This window comes from Salmonella sp. K21076 (assembly GCF_039650795.1).
Classification (GTDB): Bacteria; Pseudomonadota; Gammaproteobacteria; order Enterobacterales; family Enterobacteriaceae; genus Salmonella; species Salmonella enterica.
The window spans coordinates 113748-132706 of sequence record NZ_JBCLYA010000009.1; the positions used below are offsets into that span (position 1 = coordinate 113748).

16 protein-coding genes and 3 pseudogenes are annotated in these 18959 nt (G+C 54.0%); 16 read left to right on the forward strand and 3 right to left on the reverse strand.

Annotation, left to right across the window (positions count from 1 at the left end; translation table 11 throughout):
• Window positions 1–53: 53 nt before the first annotated feature.
• On the reverse strand, window positions 54–260 hold the full coding sequence (locus AAYN39_RS04850; RefSeq protein ID WP_000401435.1) for a YbfA family protein: 207 nt from the start codon (window positions 258–260) through the stop codon (window positions 54–56).
• 336 nt (window positions 261–596) lie between these two features.
• On the opposite strand from AAYN39_RS04850, the gene kdpF reads away from it, so the two are divergent.
• From kdpF to AAYN39_RS04900, 10 genes and pseudogenes are all read left to right on the forward strand, one after another.
• Window positions 597–686, forward strand: coding sequence for a K(+)-transporting ATPase subunit F (gene kdpF / locus AAYN39_RS04855; protein ID WP_001670793.1), 90 nt, complete (start codon window positions 597–599; stop codon window positions 684–686).
• Window positions 686–2365: a potassium-transporting ATPase subunit KdpA gene (kdpA, locus tag AAYN39_RS04860; RefSeq protein WP_000730077.1), complete on the forward strand. Its 1680-nt coding sequence runs from the start codon at window positions 686–688 to the stop codon at window positions 2363–2365. Before kdpF ends, kdpA begins: the two co-directional genes overlap by 1 nt.
• 20 nt (window positions 2366–2385) lie before the next feature.
• The gene (gene kdpB, locus AAYN39_RS04865) at window positions 2386–4095 is read left to right on the forward strand and encodes a potassium-transporting ATPase subunit KdpB (RefSeq protein WP_000088016.1); all 1710 of its coding nucleotides are present in this window, start codon (window positions 2386–2388) and stop codon (window positions 4093–4095) included.
• A gap of 8 nt (window positions 4096–4103) precedes the next feature.
• Window positions 4104–4688 carry a potassium-transporting ATPase subunit KdpC gene (kdpC, locus tag AAYN39_RS04870; protein WP_014341418.1) on the forward strand — a complete coding sequence of 195 codons (585 nt, stop codon included), beginning with the start codon at window positions 4104–4106 and terminating at the stop codon, window positions 4686–4688.
• Window positions 4685–7369, forward strand: a complete 2685-nt coding sequence (kdpD, locus tag AAYN39_RS04875; RefSeq protein ID WP_000997483.1) for a two-component system sensor histidine kinase KdpD — start codon at window positions 4685–4687, stop codon at window positions 7367–7369. The genes kdpC and kdpD overlap by 4 nt, the downstream gene beginning before the upstream one ends.
• Window positions 7366–8043: a two-component system response regulator KdpE gene (gene kdpE / locus AAYN39_RS04880; RefSeq protein ID WP_000186051.1), complete on the forward strand. Its 678-nt coding sequence runs from the start codon at window positions 7366–7368 to the stop codon at window positions 8041–8043. Before kdpD ends, kdpE begins: the two co-directional genes overlap by 4 nt.
• 277 nt (window positions 8044–8320) lie before the next feature.
• Window positions 8321–8422, forward strand: a pseudogene (gene speFL / locus AAYN39_RS04885) (leader peptide SpeFL); the annotation flags it as partial.
• Between the two features lie 382 nt (window positions 8423–8804).
• Window positions 8805–10873 (forward strand): annotated as a pseudogene (locus AAYN39_RS04890) (ornithine decarboxylase).
• Window positions 10870–12189: a putrescine-ornithine antiporter gene (gene potE, locus AAYN39_RS04895; RefSeq protein ID WP_000042658.1), complete on the forward strand. Its 1320-nt coding sequence runs from the start codon at window positions 10870–10872 to the stop codon at window positions 12187–12189. Before AAYN39_RS04890 ends, potE begins: the two are co-directional and overlap by 4 nt.
• A 64-nt stretch (window positions 12190–12253) precedes the next feature.
• Complete coding sequence (locus tag AAYN39_RS04900) at window positions 12254–12739, forward strand: pyridoxamine 5'-phosphate oxidase family protein (protein WP_000070053.1); 486 nt, start codon at window positions 12254–12256, stop codon at window positions 12737–12739.
• A gap of 114 nt (window positions 12740–12853) precedes the next feature.
• On the opposite strand, the gene pgm is transcribed toward AAYN39_RS04900, so the two are convergent.
• Both pgm and seqA read right to left on the reverse strand, forming a co-directional pair.
• Entirely contained in the window at window positions 12854–14494 is a 1641-nt protein-coding gene (pgm, locus tag AAYN39_RS04905) for a phosphoglucomutase (alpha-D-glucose-1,6-bisphosphate-dependent) (protein WP_000974372.1), read from the reverse strand.
• 24 nt (window positions 14495–14518) lie between these two features.
• Window positions 14519–15061 carry a replication initiation negative regulator SeqA gene (gene seqA, locus AAYN39_RS04910; RefSeq protein WP_000848395.1) on the reverse strand — a complete coding sequence of 181 codons (543 nt, stop codon included), beginning with the start codon at window positions 15059–15061 and terminating at the stop codon, window positions 14519–14521.
• Window positions 15062–15245: 184 nt separating this feature from the next.
• On the opposite strand from seqA, the gene ybfF reads away from it, so the two are divergent.
• From ybfF to tcuR, 6 genes and pseudogenes are all read left to right on the forward strand, one after another.
• Window positions 15246–16016: an esterase gene (ybfF, locus tag AAYN39_RS04915; RefSeq protein WP_000773252.1), complete on the forward strand. Its 771-nt coding sequence runs from the start codon at window positions 15246–15248 to the stop codon at window positions 16014–16016.
• Between the two features lie 133 nt (window positions 16017–16149).
• Window positions 16150–16443, forward strand: a complete 294-nt coding sequence (gene ybfE / locus AAYN39_RS04920; RefSeq protein ID WP_001040939.1) for a LexA regulated protein — start codon at window positions 16150–16152, stop codon at window positions 16441–16443.
• Between the two features lie 150 nt (window positions 16444–16593).
• Window positions 16594–17124 (forward strand): flavodoxin FldA, encoded by a 531-nt coding sequence (gene fldA, locus AAYN39_RS04925; protein WP_001018622.1) that lies wholly within the window; start codon window positions 16594–16596, stop codon window positions 17122–17124.
• A 203-nt stretch (window positions 17125–17327) separates the two neighbouring features.
• Window positions 17328–17413 (forward strand): annotated as a pseudogene (locus tag AAYN39_RS04930) (ryhB-regulated fur leader peptide).
• Complete coding sequence (gene fur / locus AAYN39_RS04935) at window positions 17406–17858, forward strand: ferric iron uptake transcriptional regulator (RefSeq protein WP_000131699.1); 453 nt, start codon at window positions 17406–17408, stop codon at window positions 17856–17858. Before AAYN39_RS04930 ends, fur begins: the two are co-directional and overlap by 8 nt.
• A gap of 114 nt (window positions 17859–17972) precedes the next feature.
• Window positions 17973–18899 carry a tricarballylate utilization LysR family transcriptional regulator TcuR gene (gene tcuR / locus AAYN39_RS04940; protein ID WP_000423368.1) on the forward strand — a complete coding sequence of 309 codons (927 nt, stop codon included), beginning with the start codon at window positions 17973–17975 and terminating at the stop codon, window positions 18897–18899.
• The last annotated feature ends 60 nt before the right edge of the window (window positions 18900–18959 follow it).

Sequence of the window (18959 nt, forward strand, 5' to 3'; positions counted from 1 at the left end):
CGCATAAAAAAACCGCCAGCGTGGCGGCTGACGGTTTTTCAGGCTGGTCGCGATTAATAAAAGTCGCAGGTGGCTTTTTCAGCCTGCGCCATCCATACCGGTTTATCACTGGTTTTCGACCAGACACGGTGCAGATAACTATAAAAACGCGCGCGGTCTTTCCAGAAGAGCATCACCGGCAACGCCAGCACGCCTGCGGTCACCGCGAAAGCACGACGTGCAAAAATGACATGCGCTGGATAGTCTTTATAGTGTTCCATACGTTTCCCCCCTTTATACCGACGCTATCCGCCCCGGTATAGATTGAATCGGTGAATAGCACCGAAAAATTGAACCTCGTTACCTGATTAAAATAGTACCGCTTTCGGTGTAATTTCACTACTCATCCGACCACTTATTTTCACGCTTTTCCAGCAGATTTACATTCAAAGCGTAAATTAGTTACAAAAAGGTTAAATTAATACTAATCATTAGTTAAATAATGGTCTTTGCCATTTTTATACTTTTTTTACACTCCGCCCGCCAATTTTTGCGAAATCTTTGCAGCCAAAAAATTACCTTTCTCAGGAGTAAAACAATGCCACTGGAGGTGCTCTGTGAGTGCAGGCGTGATAACCGGCATCGTGCTGGTTTTCTTACTTTTAGGTTATCTGGTCTATGCCCTGATTAATGCGGAGGCGTTCTGATGGCCGCGCAAGGATTTTTACTGATCGCCAGTTTTTTACTGATTTTATTGGTACTGGCGAAACCGTTGGGTTCGGGCCTGGCAAGGCTCATCGCCGCCGTTCCGTTGCCGGGCGTGGCTGGCGTTGAGCGTATCCTCTGGCGGACTCTTGGCATTACCGACCACGAAATGAACTGGCGTCAGTATTTACTGGCGCTACTGACGCTCAATCTGCTGGGACTGGGCATCCTGTTTTGCCTGCTATTCTGGCAGGAGTGGCTGCCCTTAAATCCGCAGCGGCTACCGGGGCTGTCCTGGGATCTGGCGCTGAATACCGCCGTCAGCTTTGTCACCAATACCAACTGGCAAGCCTACAGCGGCGAAAGCACGCTGAGCTACTTTAGCCAGATGGCGGGGCTGACGGTGCAAAATTTCCTGTCGGCGGCGACCGGGATTGCGGTGGTTTTTGCACTTATCCGCGCCTTTACGCGCCAGAATGTGCACACGCTGGGTAATGCCTGGCAGGATCTGGTACGCATTACGCTATGGATATTATTTCCTGTCGCGTTAATTATCGCGCTGTTTTTTATCCAACAGGGCGTACCGCAAAACCTGTCGGCTTATCAGCCCATCACCACTCTTGAAGGCGCTAAACAACTCTTGCCGATGGGGCCGGTTGCTTCGCAGGAGGCGATCAAAATGCTTGGCACCAACGGCGGAGGTTTCTTTAACGCCAACTCTTCGCATCCGTTCGAAAATCCCACCGCGCTCACTAATCTGGCGCAGATGCTGGCGATATTTTTGATTCCAGCCGCGCTCTGTTTCGCCTTTGGCGAAGCGGCGGGCGATCGCCGTCAGGGACGCGCCCTACTGTGGGCAATGTCATTCATTTTTGTGGTCTGCGTAGCGGTAGTGATGTGGGCGGAAGTTCAGGGAAATCCACATCTGTTGGCGGCAGGCGCGGACAGTAGCGTCAACATGGAAGGTAAAGAGGCACGCTTTGGCGTGCTGGCCAGCAGCCTGTTTGCCGTCGTCACGACCGCGGCGTCCTGCGGGGCGGTAAATGCCATGCACGACTCGTTTACCGCTCTGGGCGGTATGGTGCCGATGTGGCTGATGCAAATTGGCGAAGTGGTCTTTGGCGGCGTCGGTTCAGGGCTGTACGGCATGTTGCTGTTTGTCCTGTTGGCGGTGTTTATCGCGGGGCTGATGATCGGTCGCACGCCGGAGTATCTGGGGAAAAAAATCGACGTGCGCGAAATGAAAATGACCGCGCTGGCGATTCTGGTCACGCCGATGCTGGTCTTGTTGGGTTCGGCGCTGGCGATGATGACGGATGCCGGACGCAGCGCAATGCTGAACCCTGGCCCGCACGGTTTTAGCGAAGTGCTATATGCCGTCTCCTCTGCCGCCAACAACAACGGTAGCGCCTTTGCAGGTCTGAGCGCTAACTCGCCTTTCTGGAACTGTTTGCTGGCGTTCTGCATGTTCGTCGGACGTTTCGGCGTGATTATTCCTGTCATGGCCATCGCCGGATCGCTGGTCAGTAAAAAAGTACAGCCGGCCAGTCAGGGAACGCTGGCGACCCACGGCGCGCTATTTATTGGACTGCTCATTGGCACGGTACTGCTGGTCGGCGCGCTGACGTTTATTCCTGCCCTGGCGCTTGGCCCGGTAGCGGAACATTTCTCTTTACCTTGAGCGATGCGGAGTACATTGATATGAGTCGCAAGCAACTGGCGCTGTTTGAACCTGTTTTACTCGTACAGGCGCTAACGGATGCCGTAAAAAAATTAAGCCCACGCGCCCAGTGGCGTAACCCGGTGATGTTTGTGGTCTGGGCCGGCAGCGTGCTAGCCACTCTGTTAACGCTCGCTATGGTAACAGGACAAATAGCGGGAAGCGCCTTGTTTACAGGGGTGATCAGCCTGTGGTTATGGTTCACCGTACTGTTCGCCAATTTTGCCGAAGCACTGGCGGAAGGCCGCAGCAAAGCCCAGGCAAACAGTCTGAAAGGGGTGAAAAAGACCGCGTTCGCTCGCCGTCTGCGCGCCCCGCGCCATGATGCGCAGGCCGATAACGTGCCCGCCGCTGAACTGCGGAAAGGCGACATTGTCCTGGTCAAAGCGGGCGATATTATTCCCTGCGACGGCGAGGTCATCGAAGGCGGCGCCTCGGTGGATGAAAGTGCGATTACCGGCGAATCCGCGCCCGTGATCCGCGAGTCCGGCGGCGATTTCGCCTCTGTCACCGGCGGCCGCGCCGTAGAAGCCGCGGGCGATGTCGACGTGTTACTGCTGGATAAAACCGGCACTATCACGCTCGGCAACCGCCAGGCGTCCGATTTTATACCCGCCCGAGGGGTGGACGAACGCACGCTGGCTGACGCCGCGCAGCTCGCTTCGCTGGCCGACGAAACGCCGGAAGGCCGCAGCATTGTGATCCTCGCCAAACAGCGCTTTAACCTGCGTGAACGCGATGTGCAGTCGCTTCATGCCACCTTTGTTCCGTTTACCGCGCAAAGCCGCATGAGCGGGATTAATATCGATAACCGGATGATCCGTAAAGGCTCGGTGGACGCGATTCGGCGTCATGTCGAGAGCAATGGCGGCCATTTTCCCGCCGATGTCGAGCAAAACGTCGAGAACGTGGCGCGTCTGGGCGCGACGCCGCTGGTGGTCGTGGAAGGCGCGCGCGTACTGGGTGTTATCGCCCTCAAGGATATCGTTAAAGGCGGCATTAAAGAACGTTTCGCCCAGCTACGAAAGATGGGCATTAAAACGGTGATGATCACTGGCGATAACCGCCTGACGGCGGCAGCGATTGCCGCCGAAGCCGGTGTGGACGATTTTCTTGCCGAAGCCACGCCGGAAGCCAAGCTGGCGTTGATCCGTCAATATCAGGCGGAAGGACGGCTGGTCGCCATGACCGGCGACGGCACTAACGATGCCCCGGCGCTGGCGCAGGCTGACGTCGCGGTGGCGATGAACTCCGGCACCCAGGCGGCGAAAGAAGCCGGTAATATGGTGGATCTGGACTCTAACCCGACCAAGTTGATTGAAGTGGTGCATATCGGTAAGCAGATGCTGATGACGCGCGGCTCGCTCACCACCTTCAGTATCGCGAATGATGTAGCGAAATATTTCGCCATTATTCCCGCCGCGTTTGCCGCTACCTATCCGCAGCTAAACGCGCTCAACGTGATGGGGCTGCATTCGCCGAACTCCGCCATTCTGAGCGCGGTGATCTTTAACGCCCTGATTATCATATTTCTGATCCCGCTGGCATTAAAAGGCGTGAGTTATAAGCCGCTTTCCGCATCGGCCATGCTGCGCCGTAATTTATGGATCTATGGTCTGGGTGGTCTGGTGGTGCCGTTTATTGGCATCAAAGTGATTGATGTGCTGCTGACCCTGCTGGATCTGGCGTGAGGTGTATGATGATCGGTTTACGTCCTGCTTTTTCGACAATGTTATTTCTGCTGTTATTGACCGGCGGCGTGTATCCGCTTCTGACCACGGCGCTGGGGCAGTGGTGGTTTCCCTGGCAGGCTAATGGCTCGCTGATTCATAAAGACAATCTGATACGCGGCTCAGCGCTTATCGGACAATCGTTTACCGCCGCGGGCTATTTTCATGGCCGGCCCTCCGCCACCGCCGATACGCCTTATAATCCACTGGCGTCGGGCGGAAGCAACCTGGCCGCCAGCAATCCCGAACTGGATGCGCAAATTCAGGCCCGCGTCGCCGCGCTACGCGCCGCTAACCCCCAGGCGAGTTCCGCGGTTCCGGTTGAGCTGACGACGGCGTCGGCAAGCGGGCTGGATAATAATCTGACGCCCGGCGCCGCGGCATGGCAAATCCCCCGCGTGGCGGCGGCTCGCCAGCTTCCCGTTGAACAGGTCGCGCAACTGGTTGCAGAATATACGCACAGGCCGCTGGCGAGCTTTCTTGGGCAACCAGTGGTGAATATTGTTGAGCTTAATCTGGCGCTGGATGCGCTACAGGGACACAGAGCGAAATGAACGACGAACCCTTGCGTCCTGATCCGGATCGCTTGTTGGAACAAACGCCCCCGCCCCACCGGGGGAAGTTAAAAATTTTCTTCGGCGCCTGCGCAGGCGTCGGAAAAACCTGGGCGATGCTGGCGCAAGCGCAGCGGCTGCGAGCGCAGGGGCTGGATGTGGTGATCGGCGTGGTAGAGACGCACGGCCGTAAAGAGACCGCCGCGCTACTTGACGGGCTGACCATTCTGCCGCCAAAACGTCACTCGCACCGGGGGCGGCAAATTCGCGAATTTGACCTGGATGCCGCCCTCGCCCGGCGTCCGGCGCTGATTTTAATGGATGAGCTGGCGCACAGTAACGCGCCTGGCTCACGCCATCCTAAGCGCTGGCAGGATATTGAAGAGCTGCTGGAAGCGGGAATCGACGTTTTCACCACCGTGAACGTACAACATCTGGAAAGTCTGAATGATGTGGTGAGCGGCGTCACGGGGATTCAGGTGCGCGAGACCGTCCCCGATCCCTTTTTTGATGCCGCTGATGAAGTCGTACTGGTCGATCTGCCGCCCGACGATCTGCGCCAACGGCTCAACGAAGGTAAAGTGTATATCGCCGGTCAGGCGGAACGCGCTATTGAACATTTTTTCCGCAAGGGCAATCTGATCGCCCTCCGCGAGCTGGCGCTACGCCGGACAGCCGATCGCGTGGACGATCAGATGCGCGCCTGGCGCGCGCATCCGGGCGAAGAAAAAGTATGGCATACCCGCGATGCGATTTTACTGTGTATCGGGCATAACACTGGCAGCGAAAAACTGGTGCGTACCGCGGCGCGTCTGGCCTCCCGGCTCGGCAGCGTCTGGCACGCCGTCTATGTCGAAACGCCAACGTTACACCGCTTACCGGAAAAACAACGGCGGGCTATTTTAAGCGCGCTGCGCCTGGCGCAGGAGCTTGGCGCGGAAACCGCCACCCTGTCCGATCCCGCCGAAGAGAAAGCGGTCGTGCGCTATGCCCGCGAGCATAATCTGGGGAAAATCGTCATGGGCCGCCCGGCGTCGCGACGCTGGTGGCGACGTGACGCTTTCGCCGACCGTCTTGCCAGGCGCGCGCCGGATCTCGATCAGGTAATCGTCGCGCTGGAAGAGCCGCCAGCGCGCGCGTTGGCGCAAACGCCTGATAACCGACCTTTTAAAGAGAAATGGCGTGGACAGATTCAGGGCTGTCTGGTCGCCGTGGCGCTTTGCGCCATAACCACGTTTATCGCTATGCAGTGGCTTGTCACCTTCGACGCCGCCAATCTGGTGATGCTCTATTTGCTGGGCGTAGTGGTGATTGCGCTGCTTTACGGACGCTGGCCGTCGGTGGTGGCGACGGTGATTAACGTGGCGAGTTTCGATCTCTTTTTTATCGCACCACGCGGTACGCTCGCCGTTTCGGACGTGCAGTATTTGCTGACCTTTGCCGTGATGCTGACGGTTGGTCTGGTGATTGGCAATCTTACTGCCGGGGTGCGCTATCAGGCGCGCGTCGCCCGTTATCGGGAACAGCGTACCCGCCATTTATATGAAATGTCTAAAGCGCTGGCCGTCGGGCGTAGCGAACATGATATCGCCGCGACCAGCGAGCGGTTTATCGCCTCGACGTTTCAGGCGCGCAGCCAAATTTTATTACCTGATACTAACGGTAAGTTGCTGCCTCTCACCCACCAGCAAGGCATGACGCCGTGGGACGACGCAATTGCGCGCTGGAGTTTTGATAAAGGCCAGCCTGCCGGCGCAGGCACCGATACCCTTCCTGGCGTGCCTTATCAAATCCTGCCGCTGAAAAGCGCCGATAAAACGTACGGTCTGGCTATCGTCGAACCGGGTAATTTGCGTCAGTTAATGGTGCCGGAGCAGCAACGCCTGCTGGAAACATTCACTCTGCTTGTCGCCAACGCGCTGGAACGACTGACGCTGACCGCCAGCGAAGAACAGGCGCGTCTCGCCAGCGAGCGCGAAAGTATTCGCAACGCTCTGCTGGCGGCTCTGTCGCATGATTTACGCACGCCGCTGACGGTATTGTTCGGCCAGGCGGAAATTTTGACGCTGGATTTAGCCAGCGCAGGATCGCCCCACGCGCGTCAGGCCAGTGAAATCCGCCAGCATATTCTCAACACCACCCGGCTGGTGAATAATTTGCTGGATATGGCGCGTATTCAGTCCGGCGGGTTTAATCTTAAAAAAGAGTGGCTGACGCTGGAAGAGGTCGTCGGTAGCGCGTTACAGATGTTAGAGCCGGGTTTATTGCATCCGATTACATTGTCGCTGCCGCAACAGTTAACGCTTATCCATGTCGATGGCCCCTTATTTGAGCGTGTCCTGATCAACTTGCTGGAAAACGCCGTTAAGTACGCCGGGCCGCAGGCCAGTATCGGCATTGATGCTGCGGTTAAGGACAATCGTTTACAACTGGATGTCTGGGATAATGGGCCGGGTATTCCTGCGGGGCAAGAACAGAAGATTTTCGATAAGTTCGCCCGCGGCAACAAAGAGTCCGCCGTCCCCGGCGTGGGGCTGGGGCTGGCGATTTGCCATGCTATCGTAGAGGTACACGGCGGCACGCTTACCGCCTATAATCGACCGCAGGGCGGCGCCTGTTTCCGTGTGACGCTGCCGCAAGGAAAGCCACCTGAACTTGACGATTTTCATGAGGATATGTGACAAACGTTCTGATTGTTGAAGATGAACAGGCCATCCGCCGCTTTCTGCGCGCCGCGCTGGAAGGCGACGGCCTGCGCGTGTATGAAGCTGAAACATTACAACGTGGTTTACTGGAAGCCGCCACGCGAAAGCCCGATCTGATTATTCTCGATCTCGGCCTGCCGGACGGCGACGGAATCGATTTTATTCGCGACCTGCGTCAGTGGAGCGCAATACCGGTGATTGTCCTTTCCGCCCGCAGCGAAGAAAGCGATAAGATTGCCGCGCTTGACGCCGGAGCTGATGATTACCTGAGCAAGCCATTCGGCATTGGCGAGTTGCAGGCGCGTTTGCGTGTCGCGCTGCGACGGCACGCCGCCAGCCCTTGCGCCGATCCGATCGTCCGCTTTTCCGGCGTGACGGTCGATCTCGCCGCACGGTTGATCCACCGTGGCGACGAAGAAATCCATCTGACGCCGATTGAGTTCCGCCTGCTGGCGGTATTACTCAATAATGCCGGCAAGGTATTAACCCAACGGCAGTTATTAAACCAGGTCTGGGGCCCTAACGCCGTGGAGCATAGCCACTATTTGCGCATCTATATGGGACATTTACGCCAGAAACTGGAACAAGATCCCACCCGCCCACGCCATTTTATTATCGAAACCGGAATTGGCTATCGCTTTATGCCGTGAATAGCTATTCATTATTTTTAAATAACTTTTAATTTTTATGTCATTTATTTTCGGCGTCGCGAATAATTATTTTCGCGGCGATATTATATTTTATGGAGGATATAAAAAACATATAATTAACATTTAAGAAACAATCCGTTATTTCACAGCACGATATGCATAATCGCCGACTAATTATTTTTCAAATGATCGTTTTTTGTTGATCTGGTTCACAGATTGCTGGCGCTCCCTGGATAAAATATCCATGCTTTCAATAAATCAATGAAAGGACCTCAAAATGGAAAATAATAATCGTTTTATGCCCCATATAAGGCGGACAACGCATATTATGATGTTTGCCCACCGTAATAGTTTCGACTTTCATTTCTTTAATGCCCGGTATTTTTTCTGCTACGGGTACTTCAGCATACAGGTCTTTCCGACCCTTATGTCATTCAGGTCTATTGCCTAAATAACTCGAATTGTTAAAAGCGACAGTACGGTAATTCCTTTACGCCCAGCCAGCTAACTATGTGGTTTGACAGAAGAAATTCCGACTCAGCGCAATTTTAGTTATCGCGGTTTCTGCCTGTATATCGTAGTACTCAACTCCTTAAATCCTGAATTTCCTGCAACCGGACGGGTTGGGATTTATTACATCTAAAATAAAGCTAATTTACTGATTTTTTTATCAGCGGGATAGCTTTGATTTTTTCCGGAAGAATCAGTTTCTCATGCGAGAAATTGAGGGCCTGCTATTACCTGAAATAAAGAGATGAAAAATGTCAGAATTAAAAATTGCCGTTAGCCGTCATTGCCCGGATTGTTTTTCTACACACCGTAATATTGTAAATGTTGATGAGAGTCGTTTCATCGACGTGGCTGCATCCGTGTTATCCATCGACGACATTGAACACGGAAAACTCGATGAAATCGACGCAACGGGTTACGGTATTCCCGTGTTTGTCGCGACTCATGACGAAGGACGCGTACCGCCTGAGTATTTGCCGCGTATCTCTGGTGTATTCGAATATAATGAATCCCGTACTGCCTTCTATGGTCGCCAGTTGGAAACCGCAGCAAGCCACTACGAAACGCAGTTACGTCCGCCGTTTTTCCGCGCGCTGGTGGATTATGTCAACCAGGGCAACAGCGCATTTGACTGCCCGGGGCATCAGGGCGGCGAAAGTCTTTAACGCCGATAAGACCTACTTTGTGCTGAACGGGACCTCCTCCTCTAACAAAGTCGTACTCAACGCGCTGTTAACGCCGGGCGATCTGGTACTGTTTGACCGTAACAACCACAAATCTAACCACCACGGCGCATTATTGCAGGCGGGCGCAACGCCAGTTTATCTGGAAACCGCGCGTAACCGTATGGTTTTATCGGCGGGATCGACGCTCACTGCTTCGAAGAAGATTACCTGCGCGAGCTGATTAGCGAAGTCGCGCCGCAGCGTGCCCACGAAGCACGTCCATTCCGTCTGGCCGTCATCCAGTTAGGCACCTACGACGGTACTTAGGCACCTACGACGGTACCATTTATAACGCCTGTCAGGTCGTCGATAAAATTGGTCATCTGTGCGACTACATCCTGTTTGACTCCGCCTGGGTCGGCTATGAACAATTTATTCCGATGATGGCCGATTGTTCGCCGCTGCTGCTGGAACTGAACGAAAACGATCCGGGTATTCTGGTGACGCAGTCCGTTCACAAACAACAAGCCGGTTTCTCCCAGACCTCGCAGATCCATAAAAAAGATAGCCATATCAAAGGGCAATCGCGCTACGTTCCGCATAAGCGCATGAACAACGCCTTTATGATGCACGCCTCCACCAGCCCGTTCTATCCGCTGTTCGCCGCGCTGGACGTTAACGCCAAAATGCACGAAGGCGTCAGCGGTCGCAATATGTGGATGGATTGCGTAGTTAACGGCATCGATGCCCGTAAATTGATCCTCGAAAACTGTCACCACATCCGTCCGTTCGTACCGGAACTGATTGATGGTAAGCCGTGGCAGTCATACCCAACGTCAGAGATCGCCAGCGATCTGCGCTTCTTCCACTTCGTTCCGGGAGAACACTGGCATGCGTTTGAAGGCTATGCCGAACATCAGTACTTTGTCGACCCTTGCAAACTGCTGCTCACCACACCGGGCATTAATGCAGCGAGCGGCGAATATGAAGACTTTGGCGTTCCTGCCACGATCCTCGCCAACTTCCTGCGCGAGAACGGCGTTGTGCCGGAAAAATGCGACCTCAACTCCATTCTGTTCCTGCTGACGCCGGCAGAAGACATGGCGAAGTTACAACAGCTTGTCGCTCTGCTGGCTCGTTTCGAAAAACTGCTGGAAGCTGATGCGCCGTTAGCGGAAGTATTACCGTCCATCTACAAACAGCATGAAGCGCGTTATGCCGGCTATACCCTGCGTCAGCTTTGCCAGGAGATGCACGATCTCTATGCGCGGCACAACGTGAAACAGCTGCAAAAAGAGATGTTCCGTAAATCGCATTTCCCGAAAGTCAGTATGAACCCGCAAGAGGCCAACTATGCCTATCTGCGCGGCGAGGTCGAACTGGTTCGCCTGCCGGAAGCGGAAGGTCGTATCGCGGCTGAAGGCGCTCTGCCTTACCCGCCGGGAGTGCTGTGTGTAGTTCCGGGTGAAATCTGGGGCGGTTCTGTCCTGCGTTACTTCAGCGCCCTGGAAGAAGGGATCAACCTGCTGCCGGGCTTTGCGCCTGAACTGCAGGGCGTTTATATCGAAGAACACGACGGCCGTAAGCAGGTCTGGTGCTACGTCATTAAACCTCGTGACGCGCAGCGCTCCCTGCTGAAGGAGGAAAAATTATGAGTAAACCTAAATCCAATAAAATGGGTGTCGTGCAGCTCACAATTCTGACTATGGTCAACATGATGGGCTCCGGGATCATCATGCTACCGACCAAACTGTCTGAAGTCGGCACGATATCCATTATCTCCTGGCTGGTCACCGCCGTCGGCTCGATGGCGCTGGCCTGGGCGTTTGCGAAATGCGGTATGTTTAGCCGTAAATCCGGCGGCATGGGCGGTTACGCCGAATATGCCTTCGGTAAATCCGGCAACTTTATGGCGAACTATACCTACGGCGTCTCGCTGCTGATCGCCAACGTGGCTATCGCCATCTCCGCTGTCGGCTATGGTACCGAACTGTTCGGCGCCGCGCTGACGCCGCTCCAGATCGGTCTGGCGACTATCGCCGTATTGTGGGTTTGTACCATCGCAAACTTTGGCGGCGCGCGTATTACCGGACAGATCAGTAGCGTTACCGTTTGGGGCGTCATCATTCCGGTTGTCGGCCTGTGCATCATTGGCTGGTTCTGGTTTAGCCCCAGCATGTACGTAGCGTCATGGAACCCGCACCATGTTCCGTTCTTTAGCGCGGTCGGCTCTTCCATCGCCATGACGTTGTGGGCATTTCTTGGACTGGAATCCGCCTGCGCTAACGCAGACGTGGTCGAGAATCCGGAAAAGAACGTCCCCATCGCGGTACTGGGCGGTACGCTGGGCGCGGCGGTCATCTATATCGTTTCGACTAACGTGATTGCCGGGATTGTGCCGAACATGGATCTGGCGAACTCCACGGCGCCGTTTGGTCTGGCGTTTGCACAGATGTTCACGCCTGCGGTAGGTAAAGTGATCATGGCGCTGATGGTAATGTCCTGCTGCGGCTCGCTGCTGGGCTGGCAGTTCACTATCGCCCAGGTCTTTAAATCCTCCGCTGACGAAGGCTATTTCCCGAAAGTCTTCTCTCGTGTAACGAAAGTCGACGCGCCGGTACAGGGGATGCTGATTATTGTGATTATTCAGACTGGCCTGTCGCTGATGACCATTAGCCCGTCGCTGAATAGTCAGTTTAACGTCCTGGTTAACCTGGCGGTGGTGACGAACATTATTCCGTATATTCTGTCGATGGCCGCGCTGGTTATCATTCAGAAAATGGCGAATGTGCCATCATCAAAAGCGAAAGTCGCTAACTTCGTGGCCTTCGTTGGCGCCATGTATAGCTTCTACGCGCTATATTCCTCCGGTGAAGAAGCCATGCTGTACGGCTCAATTGTGACCTTCCTCGGCTGGACGTTATACGGCCTGGTCTCACCGCGTTTTGAATTGAAAAATAAACACGGCTGATGGCGCGCCCGGGCTGCGGTAACGATAGCCCGGGCATTTTCACTCTTTGAATAAGATAATAGAAATGAGTAATCCAGAACGGGAAGTCACTGATATAGCAGAAATACTGGCTATTCTCAGTAAACACGAAGTGTGTCGGATAGGGTTTAACGACAATCTCTGTCCGTATGTTGTCCCCGTAAATTTTGGCTACGAGTATCAGAACGGACGCTGGATATTTTATTTTCACGGCGCACGCACCGGGAAAAAGATGCGTCTGTTACGTAAGAACCCGGCAGTATGCATTGAAATGGACGGCGACCATGCATTACTACGTGCCGATGACCCCTGTGATTATAGCTACGCCTACACCAGCGTTTTCGCCACCGGACTGGCATCGATATTGCAAACGCGCGAGGAGATGCGCCACGGCCTGGACGTCATTATGCGCCAGACCGATCCGGGAAAAACCTTCAGTTATCGGGAAGATATGATGAAAGCGGTTTGCGTGGTGCGTATCGAATGCGACGCCCTCACCTGCCGCCGACATCTGGCGACTCAGAGCGAATAAGTCAGATATCACAAGCGCCTTATCCGGCCTGGAGGCGGTTTACAGGCCTGATAAGCGCAGCGCCGTTAATACAAAAAAGGAGCCGTAAGGCTCCTTTTTCTTCCATATCGCCCATCAGGCGTTTTTCAATACTTCGCTAACGATTTCAACGGCTTCTTTCTCAATCTGCTTGCGATGTTCTTCCCCCAGGAAGCTTTCGCAATAGATCTTGTAAGCGTCTTCCGTACCGGATGGACGCGCGGCGAACCAGCCGTTGTCGGTCATTACCTTCAGGCCGCCAATCGATGCGCCATTACCCGGCGCTGCGGTAAGACGCGCGGTAATCGGGTCGCCTGCCAGCGTGCTGGCGCTCACCATTTCCGGAGACAGTTTAGACAATGCCGCTTTCTGGGCCGAGGTCGCTGCCGCCTGCAGACGGTTATAGCTCGGCGCGCCAAAACGCGCTGCCAGTTCATTGTAATGCTCTTGCGGGTTTTTCCCGGTAACGGCGGTGATTTCCGCCGCCAGCAGGCACATGATGATCCCGTCTTTATCGGTAGACCACGGCGTACCGTCGAAACGCAGGAACGAAGCGCCCGCGCTCTCTTCCCCGCCGAAACCAAAGCTGCCGTCGAACAAACCGTCAACAAACCATTTGAAGCCAACCGGCACTTCTACCAGCTTGCGTCCCAAATCATTCACCACGCGGTCAATCATCGCGGAAGAGACCAGCGTTTTACCGACAGCCACGTCTTTGCCCCACAGCGGACGATGCTGGAACAGATAGTTAATGGCGACCGCCAGATAATGGTTCGGGTTCATCAGCCCTGCAGGCGTCACGATGCCATGACGGTCGTAGTCCGGGTCGTTGGCGAAGGCCAGGTCAAACTTGTCACGCAGCGCCAGCAAACCCGCCATCGCACATTCGGAGGAGCAATCCATGCGGATCGCGCCATCTTTATCAAGGTGCATAAAGCGGAAGGTTTGATCAACCTGATCGTTGACTAACGTCAGGTTAAGCTTGTAATGCTCAGCGATACGTTTCCAGTATTCAATACCAGAGCCGCCCAGCGGATCAACGCCCAGCGTCAGACCGGCTTTCTGAATCGCCGCCATATCAACGATATCCGCCAGCCCTTCGACAAACGGCTGTACCAGATCTACCGCTTTAACGTGACCCGAGGCCATTGCCGCATCCAGAGAGATGCGCTTAACGCCTTGCAGGCCATCCGCCAGCAGCGCATTGGCGCGATCTTCTACCACTTTAGTGACGTTGGTATCCGCCGGGCCGCCATTGGGCGGATTATATTTAATACCGCCATCTTCCGGCGGGTTGTGCGACGGTGTAATGACAATACCATCTGCCAGCGGGCCGCCTTTTTTGTTATGGACCAGGATAGCATTTGACACGGCAGGCGTTGGCGTGAAGCCATTATTTTCCTGCACGATAACGTCTACGCCGTTTGCCGCCAGCACTTCCAGCACGGAAATGAAGGCCGGTTCCGAGAGCGCATGGGTGTCTTTCCCCACATAGCAGGGGCCGGTAATGCCATTTTTCGCCCGCTCTTCAGCAATCGCCTGGGCGATCGCCAGAATATGCGGTTCGTTGAAACTGTGACGACCTGCGCTGCCGCGATGGCCGGAAGTGCCAAATTTCACGGCATGTTCTGCATTCCCTGCCTCCGGTTTCAGTACATAATACTGCGCTGTCAGTTGGGCGACGTTAATCAAATCACTCTGTTGCGCGGGTTGTCCTGCGCGGTTGTGGATTGCCATTGCCTGGTCCTTCTAATGCAAGGATTAAATTGTTCCGCAAACCTTTTCAATCAATTCCGCCGGGAATTGCATTGACTGCATGATGTGTTCGATCATGCTGCATTTACGGCCGGTGTTGGTGTTGGTGATCACCCAGTACGGCGTGCCGGGAACGTGCTTAGGTTTAGTTTGATTCCCATTTTTCAGCAGCGTTTGTTCATCCGCCGCAAAATAGACGCGCGTGCGGCCATGCAACGACTCCGTCGCCTCCGCAAACGCGTGGTGATCCAGTGAATAGAGTGTAGTCAGAATCAGCATAAAGCGGTTGACCGCTTTTTTCTGCTCGGCATATTCATCAGACAACAACAGCTCACGCATCGCGCGAACTTTGTCTTTTACCGGGTTAACCGGTTTCGCTTCGGCAACGGGTTGCGCCGCAGGCGTCCCCTTCACCGCTGAAGCCGTTGGCTGTGTCGTGGCGGAAAACTTCAACATACGCCGTAAAATGTCGGATGCGCTCTCGCCGATATGCTTGGTGTGGCTGGCAATATAGCTATAGAGTTCATCATCAACTTCAATCGTTTTCATCTTAATCCAGTGCGATGTCTTTGCTGAATACAAGTCATTGGGATTATAGGAACAAATCCCAACAGCGGATAGCGTTAAGCCCGGCTGACAAAAAAACTCGGAGTAAACCTTAGAGGTTGCAGCCCAGTGGCAGAATGGTCAACATAATACCCTAACCCGACAGAGCGAAAAAAAGAACTTTGCCATGAAATTAAACATCCGAGCGCAATCTGCACAAAACCTGCACAATAATTCCCCCATCGTTCTCGTTCATGGCCTGTTTGGCAGCCTGGACAACCTCGGCGTACTGGCGCGCGATCTGGTGACCGATCACGACATTATTCAGGTCGATATGCGCAATCATGGTTTATCGCCGCGCGATCCGGTCATGGATTATCCGGCAATGGCCCAGGATCTTCTGGATACGCTTGACGCGCAGCAGATTGAAAAAGCGACGTTTATTGGTCATTCCATGGGTGGAAAAGCGGTAATGGCGCTGACGGCGCTGGCGCCCGATCGCATCGATCGTCTGGTCGCGATTGATATCGCCCCCGTGGATTATCACGTTCGCCGCCACGATCGCATTTTCGCGGCCATTAACGCCGTCAGCGAATCCGACGCGACATCCCGCCAACAGGCGGCAGGGATTATGCGCCAGCACCTCAACAAAGAAGGCGTGATCCAGTTTCTGTTAAAATCCTGGGCTGAAGGCGAATGGCGTTTTAATGTTCCGGTATTATGGGAGCAGTATCCGCATATCGTCGGCTGGGAAACCATTCCGCCCTGGGAACATCCGGCGCTGTTTATTCCAGGCGGTAACTCGCCGTACGTGACCGAAGCGTACCGCGACGCGCTGCTGGCGCAATTCCCTTTGGCGCGCGCGCATGTGATCGCCGGCGCGGGCCACTGGGTACATGCCGAAAAACCAGAGGCGGTTCTGCGCGCCATCCGCCGTTATCTGCACGATAAACGCTAACTGATTAAAAACTCATCGCCTGTGCGCGATTACGCGCGCGAGCGTTGGCGTCGCTTCCTCGCTGATGTATGATGGCGCGCTATCCATCCGGGCATAAGCCTGGCTGATTGTTTCCCCCGAAGTCACCAAAATCATGGCCAAAGAACAAACGGACCGTACGACATTAGATCTGTTCGCGCACGAGCGTCGCCCGGGACGACCTAAAACGAATCCGCTTTCGCGCGATGAACAGTTACGCATCAACAAGCGCAACCAGTTAAAACGCGACAAAGTTCGTGGCCTCAAGCGTGTCGAATTAAAACTCAACGCACAAGCGGTTGACGCGCTGAATGAGCTGGCCGAAGCGCGCAACATTAGCCGCAGCGAGCTCATTGAAGAAATATTAATGAAGCAGCTTATGGCGCTGCGCGGCCAGGGTTTAGTCTGAAAATAAGTTTTGTTTCATATTTCGTGTAGCAGAGCGTGCAGTCCCGCGTGATTGCTGTTTCCGCATATCTGCCTGTTCTGCTATGATTGCCCTTATCCGTGGGCAATTCGCCACCACCATTTCAATAAGTTTCAAGAGGTTATTTTACTCATGGCAATCACTGGCATCTTTTTCGGCAGCGACACCGGTAATACCGAAAATATCGCAAAAATGATTCAAAAACAGCTTGGTAAAGACGTTGCCGATGTGCATGACATTGCAAAAAGCAGTAAAGAAGACCTAGAAGGGTATGACATTCTGCTGCTGGGCATCCCAACCTGGTACTATGGCGAAGCGCAATGTGACTGGGATGACTTCTTCCCGACTCTCGAAGAGATTGACTTTAACGGTAAGCTGGTGGCGCTGTTTGGCTGTGGCGATCAGGAAGACTACGCGGAATACTTCTGTGATGCGCTGGGCACGATTCGCGACATTATTGAGCCGCGCGGCGCCACGATTGTGGGTCACTGGCCAACCGCAGGCTATCATTTTGAAGCCTCTAAAGGTCTGGCTGACGACGATCATTTTGTCGGCCTGGCGATTGACGAAGACCGTCAGCCTGAACTGACCGCCGAGCGTGTTGAAAAATGGGTTAAGCAAGTTTCGGCTGAATTGCACCTCGGCGACATCCTCAACGCCTAATCTTATGCGGCGCAGCGTTATATCTGCGCCGCATCAATAGACAAGACCAATCAAAATAATTGCTACAAATTTGTAACTTTCGCACCCATCCCTGTACAATGTCCGGGTGTAATCAGGTGGCGCCAGAATTTGCAGGCAAAACCACAGTTTTATTAACATCTGCGAGAGACTTGCGGTTTTCATTTCGGCATGGCAGTCCTATAATGATACGCATTATCTTGAGTGCAATTTCTGTCACTTCTCTAATGAAGTGAATCGTTTAGCAACAGGACAGATTCCGCATGACTGACAACAATACCGCATTAAAGAAGGCTGGCCTGAAAGTAACGCTTCCTCGTTTAAAAATTCTGGAAGTTCTTCAGGAACCAGATAACCATCACGTCAGTGCGGAAGATTTATACAAACGCCTGATCGACATGGGTGAAGAAATCGGTCTGGCAACCGTATACCGTGTGCTGAACCAGTTTGACGATGCCGGTATCGTGACCCGCCATAACTTTGAAGGCGGTAAATCCGTTTTTGAACTGACGCAACAGCATCATCACGACCATCTTATCTGCCTTGACTGCGGAAAAGTGATTGAATTTAGTGATGACTCTATTGAAGCGCGCCAGCGTGAAATTGCGGCGAAACACGGTATTCGTTTAACTAATCACAGCCTCTATCTTTACGGCCACTGCGCTGAAGGCGACTGCCGCGAAGACGAGCACGCGCACGATGACGCGACTAAATAAGTGTAAATCTTTCGAAGAGCCAACCGCCCGGTTGGCTTTTTTATATCCTCCTCTTTCCTGCCGCTTGATGTTGATTTAATGTAAAAAACGCTATCGCATCTCAGGAGAGCAGGAATGGAGCTTCGCCAGTTACGCTATTTCGTGCGTATTATTGAAACCGGCAGTATGGGCAGCGCCGCACAGGATCTTGATATTGGCGTTTCAGCATTGAGTCAACAGATGTCCCGTCTGGAAAACGAGCTCGCCATCCGTCTGCTGCAGCGCACCTCGCGCGGCGTAACGCCAACCAACGCCGGGCTGGCCTTTTATTCACAGGCGCAACTCGCCCTGCGTCATGCCGACGACGCGATTCTCGCCGCCAGAGAAGCGCGCCTTTCCGGTCATGTGAGCGTAGGAATGGCCCCCAGTACCGCCTCCATACTGGGTATACCGTTTATCCATGCCATGCAGGAAAACTATGCCGATGTCCGACTGCATGTGGTGGAAAGCTTGTCCGGTAATCTGGAAAGAATGATCAATACCCGCCAGATTGATTTAGCCGTTGTCTTTCAAAAAGATAAAATCCTGCGCTGGAGCGCCAGACCGATCCTTGAAGAACAGCTTTTTCTGATTGGCTCCCATGCCCTGCTGGCGGCGCTTCCTGATAACCCGATCACACCTGAACAACTGGCAGGCATTCCGCTCATTATGCCAAGCCAGGGACATGGGCTGCGCGGCAGGCTGGACGCTGTCTGCAAGGAACATGCGCTTAATGTTGAAATCGTCGCGGAAATTGACGGCCTGGCGTTGTTGATGCGCGCCGTGCGCGACGGTCTTGGCGCCACGTTGCAGCCCGGCGCGGCGATTTCTCATCTGGATAACGACGCGCTACGCGTGATCGGCGTCCATAATCCGGTACTCAGCCGCCCCAATTTTTTAGTCAGCCTGTCGGATGATGAACTGACGCCCGCCGGCCTTGCCGCCAGAGTAGTCCTTACCAAAGTTATGCGTCAGTTAGTCGACGCCGGTGAATGGCCAGGCGCAACCCTTTACGCTTACTAAACCCCTGTTTAGCGCTACCTGATAGCGCGCCGCTTATTTATCCGTATACATTTCAATTAC

Coding starts and splice junctions, on each gene's coding strand:
- AAYN39_RS04850 (WP_000401435.1), bottom strand. CDS start 260: ATGGAACACTATAAAGACTATCCAGCGCATGTCATTTTTGCACGTCGT.
- kdpA (WP_000730077.1), top strand. CDS start 686: ATGGCCGCGCAAGGATTTTTACTGATCGCCAGTTTTTTACTGATTTTA.
- kdpB (WP_000088016.1), top strand. CDS start 2,386: ATGAGTCGCAAGCAACTGGCGCTGTTTGAACCTGTTTTACTCGTACAG.
- kdpC (WP_014341418.1), top strand. CDS start 4,104: ATGATCGGTTTACGTCCTGCTTTTTCGACAATGTTATTTCTGCTGTTA.
- kdpD (WP_000997483.1), top strand. CDS start 4,685: ATGAACGACGAACCCTTGCGTCCTGATCCGGATCGCTTGTTGGAACAA.
- potE (WP_000042658.1), top strand. CDS start 10,870: ATGAGTAAACCTAAATCCAATAAAATGGGTGTCGTGCAGCTCACAATT.
- AAYN39_RS04900 (WP_000070053.1), top strand. CDS start 12,254: ATGAGTAATCCAGAACGGGAAGTCACTGATATAGCAGAAATACTGGCT.
- pgm (WP_000974372.1), bottom strand. CDS start 14,494: ATGGCAATCCACAACCGCGCAGGACAACCCGCGCAACAGAGTGATTTG.
- seqA (WP_000848395.1), bottom strand. CDS start 15,061: ATGAAAACGATTGAAGTTGATGATGAACTCTATAGCTATATTGCCAGC.
- ybfF (WP_000773252.1), top strand. CDS start 15,246: ATGAAATTAAACATCCGAGCGCAATCTGCACAAAACCTGCACAATAAT.
- ybfE (WP_001040939.1), top strand. CDS start 16,150: ATGGCCAAAGAACAAACGGACCGTACGACATTAGATCTGTTCGCGCAC.
- fldA (WP_001018622.1), top strand. CDS start 16,594: ATGGCAATCACTGGCATCTTTTTCGGCAGCGACACCGGTAATACCGAA.
- fur (WP_000131699.1), top strand. CDS start 17,406: ATGACTGACAACAATACCGCATTAAAGAAGGCTGGCCTGAAAGTAACG.
- tcuR (WP_000423368.1), top strand. CDS start 17,973: ATGGAGCTTCGCCAGTTACGCTATTTCGTGCGTATTATTGAAACCGGC.